The sequence below is a fragment of the Lysobacter sp. DMC104 genome (genome assembly GCF_056313665.1).
Genome location: NZ_JBQUZW010000003.1, coordinates 279,679 through 296,329, shown reverse-complemented (window position 1 = coordinate 296,329; position 16,651 = coordinate 279,679). Strand labels below are relative to the sequence as shown.

17 protein-coding genes are annotated in these 16,651 nt (G+C 69.1%); 13 read left to right on the top strand and 4 right to left on the bottom strand.

The window, feature by feature from the left end; genetic code table 11:
• Positions 1-2: 2 nt before the first annotated feature.
• Together ACT53R_RS06295 and ACT53R_RS06290 are read right to left on the bottom strand one after the other, a co-directional pair.
• Positions 3-2,378, bottom strand: a complete 2,376-nt coding sequence (locus tag ACT53R_RS06295; protein ID WP_476170992.1) for an SLBB domain-containing protein — start codon at positions 2,376-2,378, stop codon at positions 3-5.
• 290 nt (positions 2,379-2,668) lie between these two features.
• A complete protein-coding gene (locus ACT53R_RS06290; RefSeq protein ID WP_476170991.1) occupies positions 2,669-2,980 on the bottom strand; it encodes a hypothetical protein in 312 nt (103 codons plus the stop codon).
• On the opposite strand from ACT53R_RS06290, the gene ACT53R_RS06285 reads away from it, so the two are divergent.
• On the top strand, positions 2,979-4,310 hold the full coding sequence (locus ACT53R_RS06285; protein WP_476170990.1) for an undecaprenyl-phosphate glucose phosphotransferase: 1,332 nt from the start codon (positions 2,979-2,981) through the stop codon (positions 4,308-4,310). The two genes, ACT53R_RS06290 and ACT53R_RS06285, sit on opposite strands and share 2 nt — an antisense overlap.
• A gap of 112 nt (positions 4,311-4,422) precedes the next feature.
• The gene (locus ACT53R_RS06280) at positions 4,423-5,460 is read left to right on the top strand and encodes a hypothetical protein (protein WP_476170989.1); all 1,038 of its coding nucleotides are present in this window, start codon (positions 4,423-4,425) and stop codon (positions 5,458-5,460) included.
• A 16-nt stretch (positions 5,461-5,476) separates the two neighbouring features.
• Here ACT53R_RS06280 and ACT53R_RS06275 read toward each other — a convergent pair whose 3' ends face one another.
• Positions 5,477-6,010, bottom strand: a complete 534-nt coding sequence (locus ACT53R_RS06275; RefSeq protein WP_476170988.1) for a DUF1697 domain-containing protein — start codon at positions 6,008-6,010, stop codon at positions 5,477-5,479.
• A 190-nt stretch (positions 6,011-6,200) separates the two neighbouring features.
• Positions 6,201-8,090, bottom strand: a complete 1,890-nt coding sequence (parE, locus tag ACT53R_RS06270) for a DNA topoisomerase IV subunit B (protein WP_476170987.1) — start codon at positions 8,088-8,090, stop codon at positions 6,201-6,203.
• 186 nt (positions 8,091-8,276) lie between these two features.
• On the opposite strand from parE, the gene ACT53R_RS06265 reads away from it, so the two are divergent.
• From ACT53R_RS06265 to truD, 11 genes are all read left to right on the top strand, one after another.
• Complete coding sequence (locus ACT53R_RS06265) at positions 8,277-8,570, top strand: hypothetical protein (RefSeq protein ID WP_476170986.1); 294 nt, start codon at positions 8,277-8,279, stop codon at positions 8,568-8,570.
• Between the two features lie 156 nt (positions 8,571-8,726).
• Positions 8,727-10,430 (top strand): CTP synthase, encoded by a 1,704-nt coding sequence (locus tag ACT53R_RS06260; protein ID WP_476170985.1) that lies wholly within the window; start codon positions 8,727-8,729, stop codon positions 10,428-10,430.
• Between the two features lie 28 nt (positions 10,431-10,458).
• Positions 10,459-10,791: a hypothetical protein gene (locus ACT53R_RS06255; protein ID WP_476170984.1), complete on the top strand. Its 333-nt coding sequence runs from the start codon at positions 10,459-10,461 to the stop codon at positions 10,789-10,791.
• Positions 10,788-11,621, top strand: coding sequence for a 3-deoxy-8-phosphooctulonate synthase (gene kdsA / locus ACT53R_RS06250; protein ID WP_476170983.1), 834 nt, complete (start codon positions 10,788-10,790; stop codon positions 11,619-11,621). Before ACT53R_RS06255 ends, kdsA begins: the two co-directional genes overlap by 4 nt.
• Positions 11,618-12,109 (top strand): DUF2314 domain-containing protein, encoded by a 492-nt coding sequence (locus tag ACT53R_RS06245; protein WP_476170982.1) that lies wholly within the window; start codon positions 11,618-11,620, stop codon positions 12,107-12,109. The genes kdsA and ACT53R_RS06245 overlap by 4 nt, the downstream gene beginning before the upstream one ends.
• Before the next feature lie 40 nt (positions 12,110-12,149).
• A complete protein-coding gene (gene eno, locus ACT53R_RS06240) occupies positions 12,150-13,439 on the top strand; it encodes a phosphopyruvate hydratase (protein ID WP_476170981.1) in 1,290 nt (429 codons plus the stop codon).
• Between the two features lie 10 nt (positions 13,440-13,449).
• Positions 13,450-13,791, top strand: coding sequence for a cell division protein FtsB (gene ftsB / locus ACT53R_RS06235; RefSeq protein WP_476170980.1), 342 nt, complete (start codon positions 13,450-13,452; stop codon positions 13,789-13,791).
• Positions 13,788-14,510: a 2-C-methyl-D-erythritol 4-phosphate cytidylyltransferase gene (gene ispD, locus ACT53R_RS06230; protein WP_476170979.1), complete on the top strand. Its 723-nt coding sequence runs from the start codon at positions 13,788-13,790 to the stop codon at positions 14,508-14,510. The genes ftsB and ispD overlap by 4 nt, the downstream gene beginning before the upstream one ends.
• A 5-nt stretch (positions 14,511-14,515) precedes the next feature.
• Positions 14,516-15,019, top strand: a complete 504-nt coding sequence (locus ACT53R_RS06225; protein ID WP_476170978.1) for a hypothetical protein — start codon at positions 14,516-14,518, stop codon at positions 15,017-15,019.
• Between the two features lie 4 nt (positions 15,020-15,023).
• A complete protein-coding gene (gene ispF / locus ACT53R_RS06220; RefSeq protein ID WP_476170977.1) occupies positions 15,024-15,500 on the top strand; it encodes a 2-C-methyl-D-erythritol 2,4-cyclodiphosphate synthase in 477 nt (158 codons plus the stop codon).
• Positions 15,497-16,558, top strand: a complete 1,062-nt coding sequence (truD, locus tag ACT53R_RS06215) for a tRNA pseudouridine(13) synthase TruD (protein WP_476170976.1) — start codon at positions 15,497-15,499, stop codon at positions 16,556-16,558. The genes ispF and truD overlap by 4 nt, the downstream gene beginning before the upstream one ends.
• Positions 16,559-16,651: the final 93 nt, after the last annotated feature.

Genomic DNA, 16,651 nt, shown 5'->3' with positions numbered 1-16,651 from the left:
GCTCAGTTCCGGATCACCGTCAGCGCCGCGGCGCCGAGCGTCACCTGGTAGAACAGCGTCGTCCAGTCGCGCAGCCGGCGGCCGAGCGTGGTGCGGTCCACGTCCTCCGGCACGAGGATGCTGTCGCCGGGATGCAGTCGTGCGCCACCCGGGCCGCGACGCAGCGGACGCACGGTGCCGTCGGCATGCAGCACCACGATCTGCGCACGGTCCGCGTGCGGTCGCAGGCCACCGGCCTCGCGCAGGTAATCGCCGGCGTCGGCGCCGGCCTTCCACAGCTGCGTGCCCTGCTGGAACACTGCGCCGGCGATGGTCACGGTCTCGGTCCTGCGCGGGATGCGCACGACGTCGCCGTCCTCCAGCGGCAGCGCGGGCAGCCCGGAGGCGTCGGCGATCTGCCCGTCCAGCGCGAACACGACCCGGCCGATCGGCTGCACGGCGCGCAGCCGCGCGATCAGCGCGCGGGCGTTGCCGGTCTCGCTGGCGGAAACCAGCGCGTCCTCCTGGCTGACCACGTCGCGCGAGCGCGTGGCCAGGAAACGGTCGTAGTCTTCCTCGGCCTGGTCCACGGCCTGCTTCAGCCGCTCGGCTTCCTGCGCGCGTGCGCTGGCACGACTGAGCACGGTGCCGTAGAGATAAGCCTCCGGCGTGGGGCCGCCGGCGCGGGCGATCGCGTCGCGCAGCGATTCGCCGACCGCCATCGAATACACGCCCGGCACCGCCACTTCGCCTTCCACGCGCACCATCCGCATCCGCTTGCGTTCGGGCTGCGCGAATTCGTCCTCGCCGTAGATCAGGATCGTGTCGCCGGCCTGCAGCATCGGATCGCCGGCCCCGTGTGGTGCGGCGAGTGCGGCGCCGAGGTCGAATTCGATCCGGCTCAGCCGCTGCGTGCGCGGATCGATGCGTTCGATCGCGGCGTGGTCCCAGTCGACTTCCGACAGTCGCGGCGAGACCGTGCTGGCGTCGCGGCTGCCGGCGACGCCGCTCAGCGGATTGCGCGCATTGCGTTCCGACCACGCCACGTAGGGCATCAGCGCATCCGCATCCGGCAGCACGTCGCTGACGGTCATGCCCGCATGCCACGGCTGGCGCAGTGGCACCGCGACGTGGCCGCTGACGGTGATGCTGGCCTCGAATCGCGGCGACGTCGGCACCAGCAGCACGATGTCGCCATCGCGCAGCGGCATCGCGCTGCGTCGTGGATCGCCATCGACCTCGACCACGGTGCGCTTGCCGTCGACGAAGCGTTCGATCCTCGCCTGCAGCACGTCGGCGGTCACGGTGGTGCCGCCGGCGGCATCGAGCAGGTCGCCCAGTGTGGTGGCGGCGGTGAGGTGATAGATCGCCGGGCGACGCACGCTGCCGGCGATGGCCGCGAAGCCGCGTGCGGGCGGCAGGTAGACCACGTCGCCTGGCAGGAGTTGCGGATCGCCCGACTTGTCGCCGCGCAGCAGGAACCGGTAGCTGTCGAGCACGGCGACGGTGCGGCCGTCGCGACGCAGCTCGATCGCGCGCAGGTCGGCCGACGGTGCAGGTCCGCCGGCCGCCAGCAGGCCCGACAGCGCGGTCGACGTCGACGGCAGCGTGTGCACGCCCGGTGAGGCGACGAAGCCGCTGAGGTAGACGCGGATGTCGCGCAGATGCGCCAATGACACGGTGAGCTGGAAATCGCGGTACTGCGTGGACACCACGCCGCGGATCAGGTCGCGGGCTTCGTCCAGGCGCAGGCCGGCCACCGACACCTCGCCGATGCCGGTGAGGAACACCGTGCCCGAGCGCGATACCGCGCCCTGGAAGTCGATGCTGATCTGGCCCCAGGCGTGGACCAGCAACTGGTCGCCCGGGCCGATGCGGTAGTCGGCCGGCACCGTCAGCGGATCGACGTCCTTCAGTGAGGAGTCGGCGCCGAACAGGCTTTCGCCGAAGACCGGCAGGTCGTGGCCCACGGTCTGCGCGACCAGTGCGCGGAACTCCAGCGCGGCCGCGGGCGAGGCATCCTTCGGCGGTGCCGGGCGCGGCGCGTCCGCCGGTCCCCGGCCACCGCCGCCAGCCACGGCATGCGTGGTGCGGTTCTCGACCGTCGTTTCCACCGTGGTCGAGAGATTGATCTGTGCCGGCGTCGTCGGCCGTTCGTGCAATTCGTAATCGATGTCGCCCGGCGTGCCTGCGCTGCCGCCGCGCGACGGCAGCCGAGCGGGCTCGGCGCTGGGCAGGGGGCTGTCGGCGATGTCCAGCAGGCGCTGCGCCTTCGCCGTCTCGCCGGCTTTCGCCTGCTGGGCGTGTGCCATCGGCACCGACATGGCCAGCAGCGTCGCGAACGCCACCGCCGCAAGCCGGCCGGCCATGCGACCGATGGTCCGGCGGAGCAGGCGCACGAGGGTCCGGGTGAGCGTCCGCTGCGCTGCGGGAATCCGGGCGGCGCGACGATTTTCGACGTTTTTTGTCAGTGTCCGTGCGTTCTGATGCATGCCGCCCTCCTGTTCCCTGTCCGTCGACGTGTACCGCGACGCAGACCCGCGACTTTGGTGGAATCGATTGCGAAGTCGCTCCAGGCCCGCCGCGGCAACATGCATGCATCGCCCGTCGCCGCCCCGTGAGCCGGGCTTCGTCGTGGATTGAATCGCAACTTCCGTGCCTCTGCCGATGCGTCGGCGAATAATTTTGCCTATCGATCGATCGTCGTTTTCGATGGCGACGTATTCATTCCGCCGCGATCGAGAAAATGAATCGATATTTCACGCAATCGATTGCTATCGCTGATTTCCCGCTGGTTTCTGGCAAGGGAATTGCTTTGCGATGGCAGGCGCAACTCGACGCTGCCGCGGATCGAACGACGTGGCGGCGGTCGCCGCAGGCCCCGGATCGCCGGGAAAAACAATGTCAACGTGTCCACGGGGGAGCACGCGATGTACACACAGGCGCACAGCGAATTGGCTGCCATCCGGCCGACCATGGCCCTTGTCGCGAAATACGTCATGCCGACGGCGTCGGCACTCGTCGCCATTGCCGCATCGAGCGATGCCTGGGACGCGACGCGGGTCGTCGCGGAGTCGCCGCTGCTTGCGCTCGTGGTCGCCTCGCTCGTGGCCCTGCTCGGCGGCGTCGATACCGATGAGGCCATGCGCCACGAAAGCCGATTCCTGTACCTCGCCGCGTCCGCTTCGACCCGCGGTGTCGGCATGGCGCTCGCGCTGCTGGTGTTGATCGCCTTCGCCGGCCGGGAATGGCCGCCGGTGCGCGAAGTGCTGATTTTCTGCGCTTCTTTCGTCGCCACGATGGTGGTCGGCAGCGTCGCCATCGTGCGCCTGGCCATCACCGCGCCGCTGCGCGCGCGGCCGCGCAGCGCGGTGGTCGTCGCGGTCTCGCAATCCAGTCTCGAATTCATCGCCTCGCTGATGCGCGATCCGTTCGTGTCGATCGATTTCCGCGGCTTTTTCGAGGATCGCACGCCCGATCGCCTGCCGGGCGGCAAGCAGTTGCCGATCCTCGGTCGCATCGATGCGATCGGTGCCCATCTCGCGGCGTCGCGGGTCGAGCATGTGTTCATCTGCATGCCGATGGAAGCCGGCCAGCGCATCGGTGCGGTGATGGAGCAACTCCTCGACTCCGCGGTCTCGGTGCATTACCTGCACGATTTCGTCGCGTTCAAGCCGATCCACGAATCGCTGTCGTGGGTGGCGGGCGTGCCGGTCCATACCGTGATCGGTCGTCCCGACTGCGGCCTCTCGGGCGTGCTCAAGCGGGGGCTGGACATCGTCGGTGCCCTGATCTCACTGGTGCTGCTGTCGCCGCTGCTGCTGGTCACCGCGATCGCGATCCGGCTGGAATCGCCGGGTCCGGTGCTGTTCCGCCAGCAGCGCTACGGCACCGACGGTCATCCGTTCCCGATCTACAAGTTCCGCTCGATGACGCAGGCCGCCTGCGCATCCACCGACGTGGCGCAGGCGACGCGCGGCGACATGCGGGTGACGCGCGTGGGCCGTTTCATCCGCCGCACGTCGATCGACGAGTTGCCGCAGCTGATCAACATCCTGATGGGCGACATGAGCCTGGTCGGCCCGCGGCCGCATGCGGTGCCGCACAACGAACACTACCGTCGCCTGATCCGCGGCTACATGCTGCGGCACAAGGTGCGGCCGGGCCTGACCGGCTGGGCGCAAGTCCACGGCCTGCGCGGCGAGACCGAGACCGTCGACAAGATGGAGAACCGCGTGCGGTTCGACCTGGACTACCTGCGTCAGTGGTCGGTCGCGCTGGATCTGTACATCGTGCTGCTCACCGTGCGCCAGGTGCTGCGCGGGGTCTGAGCAGGGGGCGACGGGCAGGGCGGCTCCGCTTCCCCGGCGGGACCGGTGTCGACGGCCACCGCCCCCCTCCGTACACTGCGCCCGGGATCCACCGCGGATGCCGGGAGCCATCATGTCGCTGTTGACCATCCTGCTCGTCGTGTTCCTCGTCCTGCTGGTGCTGGGCGTCGGGGCGCTGTGGGTGCTGCGGATCGTGATCCGCCGCTGGCTGATGAAGAAGATCGCCGCGCAGGATGCCGCCCGCGGCGGCATGGCCGCGCGCATCACGCTGGTGCCCACCGCACAGCCGTGGCGCCAGGCGGGGACGCCCACACTCGTCGATGCACTGGTCGCCGCCGGCTACGTCGAGGTGGGCCGGTTCGATGTGCCCGAAATCCAGACCATGCGCCTGTGGGCCGGCGTGCATCCTGCTGACGGGTCCACCGCCGCGATCTACGACCACGGCACCGTGCCGCCGTTCTACGACCTGGTGCGCGTGTACGACGACTACGCCACCTGCACGGTCACCACCAATCCCATCCACGATCCCGCCAACGTGCCGCCGGACTGCACGTGCATCGCCGACCGCACGCTCTCGCCGGCGAGCGCGCGCGTCGTGCTCTGCGACCAGCCGCTGCGCGAAGGCGTGATGCGCGTGGACGCGGGCAACTTCACCACGATCTTCACCGAGTTGTACGCGCGCGCGATCGAGCACATCCTCACGAAGAACCAGCCCGACGCCGCGAAGATGCGCGAGACCGGCCGGCGCATGGCCGAAGTCCAGGGCCTGCCGGCACCGGAACTGGATGACGCGCAGATGGACCTCGCGGTCGAACTGCATCGGGTCAGTCGGCTCGCGGCACTGCAGGAGGCCATCCTCGAGCGCTTCGCGGGCTCCGGCGAGGTTGCCGCGACCGAATGGGCCCGCCTGCGCGATCGCGTCGTGGTGGTGCATGACCTGCTTGGTCGCGAGGAGGCGGCCGAGATCGCCCGGGCCGCGTCCGATCGCCGCACGTCGCAGCCGATCATCGACGCGGTGCTCGCCGAGCAATTGCCGCCGATCGATACCTTCGAGCGGATCACCGCGCAGTTGCCCGCGCCGCAGCGGCTGCGCCTCGTCGGCGAGGTCGACCACCCGCTGTACGCGCAGATCGTGGTCGCGAACGACTGAGTCCGCGGGGCGGCGCTCAGCCGCCGGCCAGTGCCTGCAGTTTCAGCACCGTCGCCCGGTTGCGCATGGTGACGCGGTCGCGGAACTTCGCGCCGCCCAGCGCCTCGGCGACGCGGCTTTCGAGAATGCCGTCGGGGCACCACAGATGACAGGCGTCGGGGCCGACGACGAAGGCCTCGCCCGGATGCGCCAGCGCCAGCGCCTCGAACGGTGCGCGGTCGTCGTCGAGATAGAAGCCCACCAGCAGCCGCGACGGATCGTCGGCTTCCGCGCCGAACGGATGCTCCGCGACGATCGCGTCCAGCGCGGTCGCCGGCAGCACGAGGGTGTTGGTCGACACGCCGGTGCGTTCCTCGACTGCCGCGGCGATCCGCTTCGCGTGCGACGCGGGCGTGCCGCGCGCGGCGTCGAACACGACGTTGCCACTGTTGAGCAGCGTGCGCACGTTCGTGTAGCCGAGGTCCTCGAACAGCGCCTTCAGCTCGGCCATCGCGATGCGCTTGGCCTTGCCGACGTTGATGCCGCGGAAGAGTGCGACGTGCGTGGTCACGTCAGACCTCCAGTGTCGCCGCGCCCGGCAGGCCGTTCGGCCGTGCCGGAAACGATGCCGTCGCAACGGCTGGCGGCAATGACATCATGGGTCAGACTTCCAGTGTCGCCAGATCGCCCGCGCCCGGCAGGCCGTTCGGCCATGCCGGAAACGATGCCGTCGCAACGGCTGGCGGCAATGACATCATGGGTCAGACTTCCAATGTCGCCAGATCGCCCTTGGCTTCCAGCCACGTCTTCCGATCCGACGCCCGCTTCTTCGCCAGCAACATGTCCATCAGCGCATGCGTTTCGGTGCCGCCGTCGACGGTGAGCTGCACGAGGCGGCGCGTGTCGGGATGGATCGCCGATTCGCGCAGCTGGGCGGGATTCATCTCGCCGAGGCCCTTGAAGCGGGTGACGTTGACCTGCCCGCGGATTTTTTCGCGCTCGATCTTCTCCAGCAGCAGGCGCTTCTCTTCCTCGTCCAGCGCGTAGAACACCTGCTTGCCCACGTCGACGCGGAACAGCGGCGGCATCGCCACGAACACGTGGCCGGCGGTCACCAGCGTCGGGAAATGCTTCAGGAACAGCGCCGACAGCAGCGTCGCGATGTGCAGGCCGTCGGAGTCGGCGTCGGCGAGGATGATGACCTTGCCGTAGCGCAGGCCGGAGATGTCGTCCTTGCCCGGGTCGCAACCGATCGCGACCGCGAGGTCGTGCACTTCCTGCGACGCGAGCACGCTGCCGGAGGCGACTTCCCACGTGTTCAGGATCTTGCCGCGCAGCGGCAGGATCGCCTGGAAATCCTTGTCACGCGCCTGCCGCGCGCTGCCGCCGGCGGAGTCGCCTTCGACGAGGAACAATTCGGTGCGCGACAGGTCCTGGCTGATGCAGTCGGCCAGCTTGCCGGGCAGGGCGGGGCCCTGCGTGACCTTCTTGCGGACGACCTGCTTCTCGGTCTTCAGGCGCGCGGCGGCGCGCTCGATCGCGAGCTGCGCGATCTTCTCGCCGAGGTCGACGTGCTGGTTCAGCCACAGCGAGAACGCATCGTGCGCCGCGCTCTCGACGAAGGCCGCGGCCTGGCGCGAGGACAGGCGTTCCTTGGTCTGTCCGCTGAACTGCGGATCGGTCATCTTCACGCTCAGCACGAACGCGACGCGGTCCCACACGTCCTCGGGCGCCAGCTTCACGCCGCGCGGCAGCAGGTTGCGGAAATCGCAGAACTCGCGCAGCGCATCGGTGAAGCCGGTGCGCAGGCCGTTGACGTGCGTGCCGTGCTGCGCGGTCGGGATCAGGTTGACGTAGCTTTCCTGCACCAGTTCGCCGTCGGGCACCCACGCAGCCGCCCAGTCGACGACTTCCGAATCCTTCTTCAGCTGGCCGACGAACAACTCCGGCGGCAGCACTTCGTTCGCGCCGAGCGCGCCCTTCAAGTAGTCGCGCAGGCCATCCTCGTAATGCCAGCTGTCCTTCTCGCCGGTGGCGACGTCGAACAGCGTGACCGTGAGGCCCGGGCACAGCACCGCCTTGGCGCGCAGCAGGTGGCGCAGGTGGCGCACGGCGAACTTCGGCGAATCGAAGTATTTCGGATCCGGCCAGAAGCGCAGGCGCGTGCCGGTGTTCTTCTTGCCGACGGTGCCGATGGTTTCCAGTTCCGAGGCGCGATCACCGTCGCGGAACTCCATGCGGAATTCGCTGCCTTCGCGCTTGATGAACAGTTCGACCTTCTTCGACAGCGCGTTCACCACGCTCACGCCGACGCCGTGCAGGCCGCCGCTGAAGGTGTAGTTCTTGTTGCTGAACTTGCCGCCCGCATGCAGGCGGGTGAGGATCAGTTCGACGCCGGGGATCTTCTCCTCCGGGTGGATGTCGACCGGCATGCCGCGGCCGTCGTCGGCCACCTCGCAACTGCCGTCGGGATGGATGACCACGTCGATCTGGCGGGCGTGGCCGGCGAGGGCCTCGTCGACCGCGTTGTCGATGACTTCCTGCGCCAGATGGTTCGGGCGCGAGGTATCGGTGTACATGCCCGGCCGGCGCTTGACCGGATCCAGGCCGGACAGGACTTCGATGTCTGCGGCGTTGTAGCGACTGCTCATGTGCGATGCGGGGGGCGGAATGGACGGGACACGCCCGAGGCCGGCGAGCTTGGCGGCACCGCGGGGCGGGGTCAAGCCGTTCAGGTTCGCGGCCGGGTTCATCCCGCAGTGAGCGGGTTCCGGCCATGATGCGCCCGTCCGCCATGAACCCGCCGATCCCCGGCGCGGAGCCGGACGACAGACGCCATGACCCATTCCCGCCGTATCGCCATCGCCGTGCCCGTGGTGGCCCTGTCGGTCGCGCTGCTGGCGCTGGCCGGCGCCGCCACCGCCCAGTCGACGACGACCCGATCGACGGCCGCCGATCCCCAGGCCAATCGCGACGACACCACCGCGTCCGCCGACGCCGACCAGGCCGCCCGCGACGCCGCCGCCAAGGCCGAAGCCGAACGCAAGGCCGAAGCCCGCAAGCCGAAGCGCGACCCGAAGGCCGACCGCAAGCCGCCCGAACGCGAAATCGAGGAAGAAGAGACGCCTTGAAGGAAGTGCCCCGAGCGCGCCACTTGCCGCAACGACGACGCCCCGGACCTCCGGGGCGTTTTCTTTTTCATGGGAAATCAAATGGTTGCGATTTCGAGGGTCGCCGGAAGCGTCGCGTGCCTGTAGACTGTGGCTTTCCAGCGACCCGCTGACCCCATGAACTCCCCCAGCTCCGCGACTCCCCTCGTCTTCGTCACCGGCGGCGTGGTGTCCTCGCTCGGCAAAGGAATCGCCGCAGCCTCTCTCGCCGCCATCCTCGAAGCCCGCGGACTGCGGGTGACGATGATGAAGCTCGATCCGTACATCAACGTCGATCCGGGCACCATGAGCCCGTTCCAGCACGGCGAGGTGTACGTCACCGACGACGGTGCGGAGACCGATCTCGACCTCGGTCACTACGAACGCTTCGTCAATACCCGCCTGACCGGCAAGAACTCGATCACCACCGGCAAGATCTACGAGTCGGTGATCCGCAAGGAGCGTCGCGGCGATTATCTCGGTGCCACGGTCCAGGTCATCCCGCACATCACCGATGCGATCAAGCGCAGCATCGACGAGGCCACCGCCGGCTTCGACGTGGCGCTGGTCGAGATCGGCGGCACGGTGGGCGACATCGAATCGCTGCCGTTCCTCGAAGCCATCCGCCAGATCCGCACCGAGCGCGGCGCCGAGATGGCGCTGTTCATGCATCTCACGCTGGTGCCGTACATCGCCGCAGCGGGCGAGCTGAAGACCAAGCCGACCCAGCACTCGGTGAAGGAGCTGCGGTCGATCGGCATCCAGCCCGACGTGCTGCTGTGCCGCAGCGAACAGCCGCTGCCCGATGGCGAGCGCCGCAAGATCGCGCTGTTCACCAACGTGCCCGAGAAGGCCGTCATTTCCGCGGTCGACCTCGACAACATCTACAAGATCCCGATGTGGCTGCACCAGCAGGAGCTGGACCAGATCGTGGTCGAACGCCTGCACCTGCAGGACAAGGCCGCGAAGACCGCCGATCTGTCCGAATGGCTGGCCGTGGTCGACGCCGCCGAGCATCCGATCGACGAGGTGACCATCGCGGTCGTCGGCAAGTACGTCGATCACCACGACGCGTACAAGTCGGTGGCCGAGGCGCTGAAGCACGGCGGCCTGCGCCAGCGCACGCGGGTGACGCTGAAATGGCTCGAATCCGAGGACATCGAGCGCGAGGGCGCCGAGGCGGTGCTGGCCGGCATCGACGGCATCCTCGTGCCCGGCGGCTTCGGCGATCGCGGCTTCGAGGGCAAGGTGCTGACCGCGCAATTCGCGCGCGAGCGTGGCGTTCCGTATTTCGGCATCTGCTACGGCATGCAGGCGGCGGTCGTCGACTACGCCCGCCACGTGCTCGGTCTGGAAGGTGCGAACAGCACCGAGAACGACCGCCAGAGTCCGCACCCGGTGATCGGCCTGATCACCGAGTGGCGCACCTCGTCCGGCGAGATCGAACGCCGCAGCGAGAAGAGCGACCTCGGCGGCACCATGCGCCTGGGCCTGCAGGAGCAGCGGGTGAAGCCGGGTACGCTGGCGCATCGCCTGTACGGCAAGGACGTGGTCGGTGAGCGCCATCGCCATCGCTACGAATTCAACAACCGCTACCGCACGCAGCTCGAGGACGCGGGCTTGGTGATCGCCGCCAAGTCGATGGACGACCTGCTGGTGGAGATGATCGAGCTGCCGCAGGCGATGCATCCGTGGTTCCTGGCGTGCCAGGCGCATCCGGAATTCCTGTCGACGCCGCGCCACGGCCATCCGCTGTTCATCGGCTTCATCCGCGCCGCGCGCGAGCGCAAGGCGAACGCCGGCCAGGCCGGCGGCAAGCTGCTGAAGGAAGCGAACGGGTGATCCGCGTCGCCGCGCCGGGAGCGTGCGCATGACGCCGGACACGCATCCGGACGGCATGTCGTCGCTGCTCGCGTTGGGTTTCGTCGGCCTGCTGTCGGTGGCGGTCGCGCTGCTGTTCTTCGCCTACGCCATCGGCACCATCGCCGCGATCGGCGCCGCGCGCGAGCGCGGGCCGGAGTGGCGCGCGGTGGTGCTGGCGATCGCGGCGTTCCTGCTGCCGCCGATCGGCTGGGGGTACCTGTTCGTCAAGGACAGCCCGGCACGCTGGGTCCGCCGCTATTTCTGGATCGGCATCGCCAGCCTCGCCGGCGCCGCCGTGCTGTCCCTCATCATGCTCCAGCGGGGAGTCGTCGCATCATGAAACTCTGCGGTTTCGAGGTCGGTCTCGACCGGCCGTTCTTCCTCATCGCCGGCCCCTGCGTGATCGAGTCCGAGCAGTTGCAGCTCGAGACCGCCGGCCGCCTGAAGGAGATCACGACGGCGCTGGGCATCCCCTTCATCTTCAAGTCGAGCTTCGACAAGGCCAACCGCACGTCGGGCACCAGCTTCCGCGGCCCGGGCATGGAAGAAGGGCTGCGCGTGCTGGCCGAAGTGAAGCGCCAGATCGGCGTGCCGGTGCTGACCGACGTGCACGAATACACGCCGATGGACGAAGTGGCGAGCGTGGTCGACGTGTTGCAGACGCCGGCGTTCCTCGTCCGCCAGACCGACTTCATCAAGAAGGTGTGCAGCGCCGGCAAGCCGGTGAACATCAAGAAGGGCCAGTTCCTGTCGCCGTGGGACATGAAGCCCGTGGTCGAAAAGGCGAAGTCGACCGGCAACGCCGACATCATGGTCTGCGAGCGCGGCGCCAGCTTCGGCTACAACAATCTCGTCAGCGACATGCGCAGCCTCGCGGTGATGCGCGACACCGGCTGCCCGGTCGTGTTCGACGCCACCCACTCCGTGCAGTTGCCGGGCGGGCAGGGTACTTCCAGCGGCGGCCAGCGCGAATTCGTGCCGGTGCTGGCGCGCGCCGCCGTTGCCGTGGGCGTGGCCGGCGTGTTCATGGAAACCCATCCCGACCCGAGCAAGGCGCTCAGCGACGGCCCCAACGCCTGGCCGCTGGGCAAGATGCAGGCGCTGCTGGAAACGCTGAAGGCGCTGGATGAAGTGACCAAGCGCAACGGTTTCCTGGAAGTGCAAGCTTGACCTCGTTCTGGCTGGTGCCCGTCGCCTCCATTGCCGTCACATTGACGGCAATGTGGTTCCTCGGGCGCCTATTCGGCGGCAAGGCGACCCCGGTCGACGCCAATGACCCGCTCATGCTGGGCGCGTATGTCCGGGCGCGAGAGACCGTCGATGTGATGAGACAGCTCTACCAGGCGCCGCGCGATGTCGCCGTGAAATTCTCAGTGCAGAATGCGCATGGCGAGATGGAGCACGTGTGGGGTGCGGTTGTTTCGATGGATGCGGACACTGTCGGTGCGCGTATCTTCACTCCCTTGATCCACGGTGCGACGCCGAGTGGCCCTGTCGCAGTCGCACTGGCCGACATCGAGGATTGGCAGACCACTCTCGAAGACGGCCGGATCCGCGGGGGATTCACGACCCGTGCCCAGATCGCGATCGCGCGCCGCGAAGGCCATCCGATCCCCGTGGAAATCCTGGCCCAGGAAAAGTCTTTCGTCGACGACTGATGCATCCCGATTCCACTCATTCCCTCTCTCAGCGAATCCCATGACCACGATCACGAAGATCCACGCTCGCGAAATCCTCGACAGCCGCGGCAATCCGACGCTCGAAGCCGAAGTCGCGCTCGCCGACGGCAGCGTCGGTCGCGCCGCGGTGCCCTCCGGGGCGTCCACCGGCACCAAGGAGGCCGTCGAACTGCGCGACGGCGACAAGACCCGTTACCTCGGCAAGGGCGTGCAGAAGGCCGTCGGTCACGTCAACGGCCCGATCGCGCAGGCGCTGGCCGGGTTCGACGCCGCCGACCAGGCCGGCCTCGATCGCCGCCTGATCGACCTCGACGGCACCGAGAACAAGGGCCGTCTCGGCGCGAACGCGCTGCTGGGCGTCTCGCTCGCCGCCGCGCACGCGGTCGCCGCCTCGCGCAAGCAGGCGCTGTGGCAGTACCTCGCCAAAGGTCGCGAGGCCGTGCTGCCGGTGCCGATGATGAACATCATCAACGGCGGCGCGCACGCCGACAACAACGTCGACTTGCAGGAATTCATGGTGCTGCCGGTCGGTTTCTCGTCGTTCTCCGAAGCGCTGCGCAGCGGCACCGAGATCTTCCACGCGCTGAAGTCGGTGCTGAAGGCGAAGGGCCTGAGCACGGCGGTCGGCGATGAAGGCGGTTTCGCGCCCGACCTGCGCAGCAATGCCGAGGCGCTGGACACCATCCTCGAAGCCATCGGCAAGGCCGGCTACAAGGCGGGCGAGGACGTGCTGCTCGGCCTCGACGTCGCCTCCAGCGAGTTCTTCGAGAACGGCAAGTACAACCTCACCGGCGAAGGCAAGCGCCTGACCAGCGAGCAGTTCACCGACTTCCTCGCCGACTGGTGCCGCGAATACCCGATCGTCACCATCGAGGACGGCATGGCCGAGGACGACTGGGCCGGCTGGAAGCTGCTGACCGAACGCCTGTCGGACAAGGTGCAGCTGGTCGGCGACGACCTGTTCGTCACCAACCCGAAGATATTCCGCGAAGGCATCGACCAGCGCGTCGCGAACGCGATCCTGATCAAGGTCAACCAGATCGGCACGCTCACCGAGACGCTGGAAGCGATCGCGATGGCCGACGCGGCGAAGTACGCGGCGATCGTCTCGCACCGCTCGGGCGAGACCGAGGACACCACCATCGCCGACATCGCCGTCGCCACCACCGCGACCCAGATCAAGACCGGCTCGCTGTGCCGCAGCGACCGCGTCGCGAAGTACAACCAGCTGCTGCGCATCGAACAGCAGCTCGGTGCCGCGGCGAAGTACGCCGGCCGCGACGCGTTCGTGTCGCTGAAGCGGGGTTGATGCGCGGGCGATGAGCGACACCGATCGTCCGCTGCGGATCCTGGCCATCCTGCTGCTCGCGCTGCTGGCGTGGCTGCAGTACCGGCTGTGGTTCGGCGAAGGCGGCGCCATCGCCACCACCGAACTCCAGGCCAAGGTCGATCGCCAGGCCGAGGAGAACCGCGGCCTGGGGCAGCGCAACGGCCAGCTCGCCGCCGAAGTCGACAACCTCAAGTCGGGCGAGGCGGCGGTCGAGGAGCGCGCGCGCAGCGAGCTGGGCATGATCAAGCCCGGCGAGACGTTCTACCGCGTGATCGAATCGACGCCGCCGCCTGCCGAGCCACCGCCGCCGGCCGTGGACCAGGCGCCATGACGACCGACGTCGCGCGCGGTGGCCTGTGGGTGGTGGTGCCGGCCGCCGGTCGCGGCACGCGTTTCGGCGCCGAGCGCCCGAAGCAGTACTGCGAAGTCGCCGGCCACGCGGTGATCGCGCACACGCTGGGCGTGCTGCTGGCGCATCCGTCGGTGGCCGGCGCGATGGTCGTGCTGGCCGCGGACGATGGTTACTGGATCGACGGCGCGATGGCCCATGCTGACAAGCCGGTGCTGACCTGCACCGGCGGTGCAGAGCGAGCCGACTCCGTGCTCGCCGGCCTCGACGCCCTGCCGGACACGGTGCGGGCCGACGATTTCGTGCTGGTGCACGATGCCGCGCGGCCCAACCTCGCGCATGCCGACCTCGATCGCCTGCTGGACGTCGGCCGCGCCGATCCGGTCGGTGCGATCCTCGCCGCACCGGTGCGCGACACATTGAAGCGTGCCGGCGACGACGGCGGCATCGATCGCACCGAGCCGCGCGAGCGGCTGTGGCGCGCGTTCACGCCGCAGCTGTTCCGGCGCATGCAGCTGTCGCGCGCGCTGCGCGTCGCTGCCGAGTCCGGCATCGCCATCACCGACGAGGCGATGGCGATGGAGCGCCAGGGTCTGCGCCCGCTGCTGGTCGAGGGCCGGGAAGACAATTTCAAGATCACCACGCCGGCCGACCTGGCGCGGTTCGAATTCGAACTGGCGCGTCGGCGCCGCATGGAGTAATCACGATGAAGACGAACATGTGCGCCCTCGCGCTCGGCGCCTGCCTGTCCCTCGCGGCCGGTGTCGCCGCCGCCGAACCTTCCAAATCGAAGGGTCGCAGCCCGGAGGACGTCGCCGCCGACGCGGTCCGCGCCAAGCAGGCGCTGAGCGACTGCCTCGTGTCATCGGTCAACACCGACGACAGGCGCGTGCTGGTCGAGTGGATCTTCGGCGTGCTGTCGCGGCATCCCGACGTGAAGCCGCTCACCCGCATCGACGACGCGCAGTACGAGCGCATCACTCGCCGGGCCAGTGAGCTGGTCGTGTCGCTGGTGGCCGAACGCTGCACCGCGCAGTTCGCCGATGTCGCGCGCAAGTCCGGCACGGAGGCGATCGGCGAGAGCTTCGAGAAGCTGGGCGAAACCGCGATGTCCTCGCTGCTGGAGGACGGCAGCGTGCGCGCCGCCAGCGGCGACATCGCCAAGTATGCCGACCCCGCGCGCATCGAACGCGCGCTCAAGGACAAGTGAGCCGATGATCCGCATCGGCCAGGGTTTCGACGTCCACGCCTTCGGCGACGGCGACCACGTGACGCTGGGCGGCGTGCGCGTGCCGCACGACCGCGGCATCGTCGCCCACAGCGACGGCGACGTGCTGCTGCACGCGCTGTGCGATGCGATCCTCGGCGCGCTGGCGCTGGGCGACATCGGCCGGCATTTCCCGCCGACCGACGCGCGCTGGAAGGACGCCGACAGCCGCGTGTTCCTGCGCCATTGCGACCATCTGATCCGCGACCTCGGCTGGAAGGTCGGCAACGCCGACGTCACCGTGATCTGCGAGCGGCCGAAGGTCGGCCCGCATGCCGAGGCGATGCGGCGCACGATCGCGCTGGACCTCGGCATCGACATCGCCGACGTCAGCGTGAAGGCGACGACCAGCGAACGTCTCGGCTTCACCGGCCGCGGCGAAGGCATCGCGGCGCAGGCGGTCTGCCTGCTCGTGCGCACGTGAGCGCGACGCCGGTACGCGCGCACGGCGCGCCCGCACTGCGTGCACGCCTGCGTGCGACGCCGGAGGATTTCGTCGTCGAGGAACTGCATGCCTTCGAGGCGTCCGGCGCGGGCGAACACCTGCTGCTGACGATCGAGAAGCGCGGCATGAACACCGCGTTCGCGGCGAAGCGCATCGCGCAGTGGGCGGGCGTGGCCGAGTCCGCGATCGGCTATGCCGGCCTCAAGGATCGCCACGCGCTCACCCGCCAGCGCTTCAGCGTGTGGCTGCCGAAGAAGGTCGCGCCGGACATCGCGACGCTGGGCGTCGACCCGGATTCGGCCGAGCGCGGCGAGCGCCTGATCGTGCTCGACGCGCGCTGGCACAGCCGCAAACTGCCGCGCGGCGCGCTCGCCGGCAATCGTTTCGAACTGACGCTGCGTGACGTGGTCGGCGACGTCGACGCGATCGACGCGCGGCTGCGCGCCATCGCCGAGCGCGGCGTGCCGAACGCGTTCGGCGAGCAGCGCTTCGGCCGCGGCGGCGACAACGTGGCGAAGGCGCTGGCGATGTTCGGCGGCCGCCGCGTGGCGCGCGAGGAGCGCACGCACCTGCTGTCGGCAGCGCGCTCGGAACTCTTCAATCGCGTGCTGGCGCGTCGCGTCGCCGACGGCAGCTGGGACCGCGGCCTCGACGGCGAGGTCTGGGCGCTGGACGGCAGCCGCAGCGTGTTCGGGCCCGAGCCGTGGAGCGACGCGCTGGCCGAGCGGTTGGCGCGCTTCGACATCCATCCCTCCGGCCCGCTGTGGGGCCGCGGCGCGCTGCGCACGCAGGGCGAGGCGCGGGCGCTGGAAGACGCCGTGCTGGCCGACGACACCGCGCTTGCGCTGCGCGCCGGACTGGAACGCGCCGGCCTCGACCAGGAGCGCCGGGCGCTGCGCCTGCGCCCGGACGCGCTGGCGTGGACTTGGCCCGAGCCGGGCGTGCTGCGGCTGGCCTTCGGCTTGCCGCCGGGCGCTTACGCCACCACGGTGCTGGCGGAACTGGGCGAACTCGACGGCACGGTGCCGGGCTCCTGAACGCGGCGCTTCGCCGCTCCACCGACAGCCGGCAAACCCGGCAAAGCCGGCGCCGCGCCGGAGGCGTATAACGGCCACGAGTGTCCTGCGGTC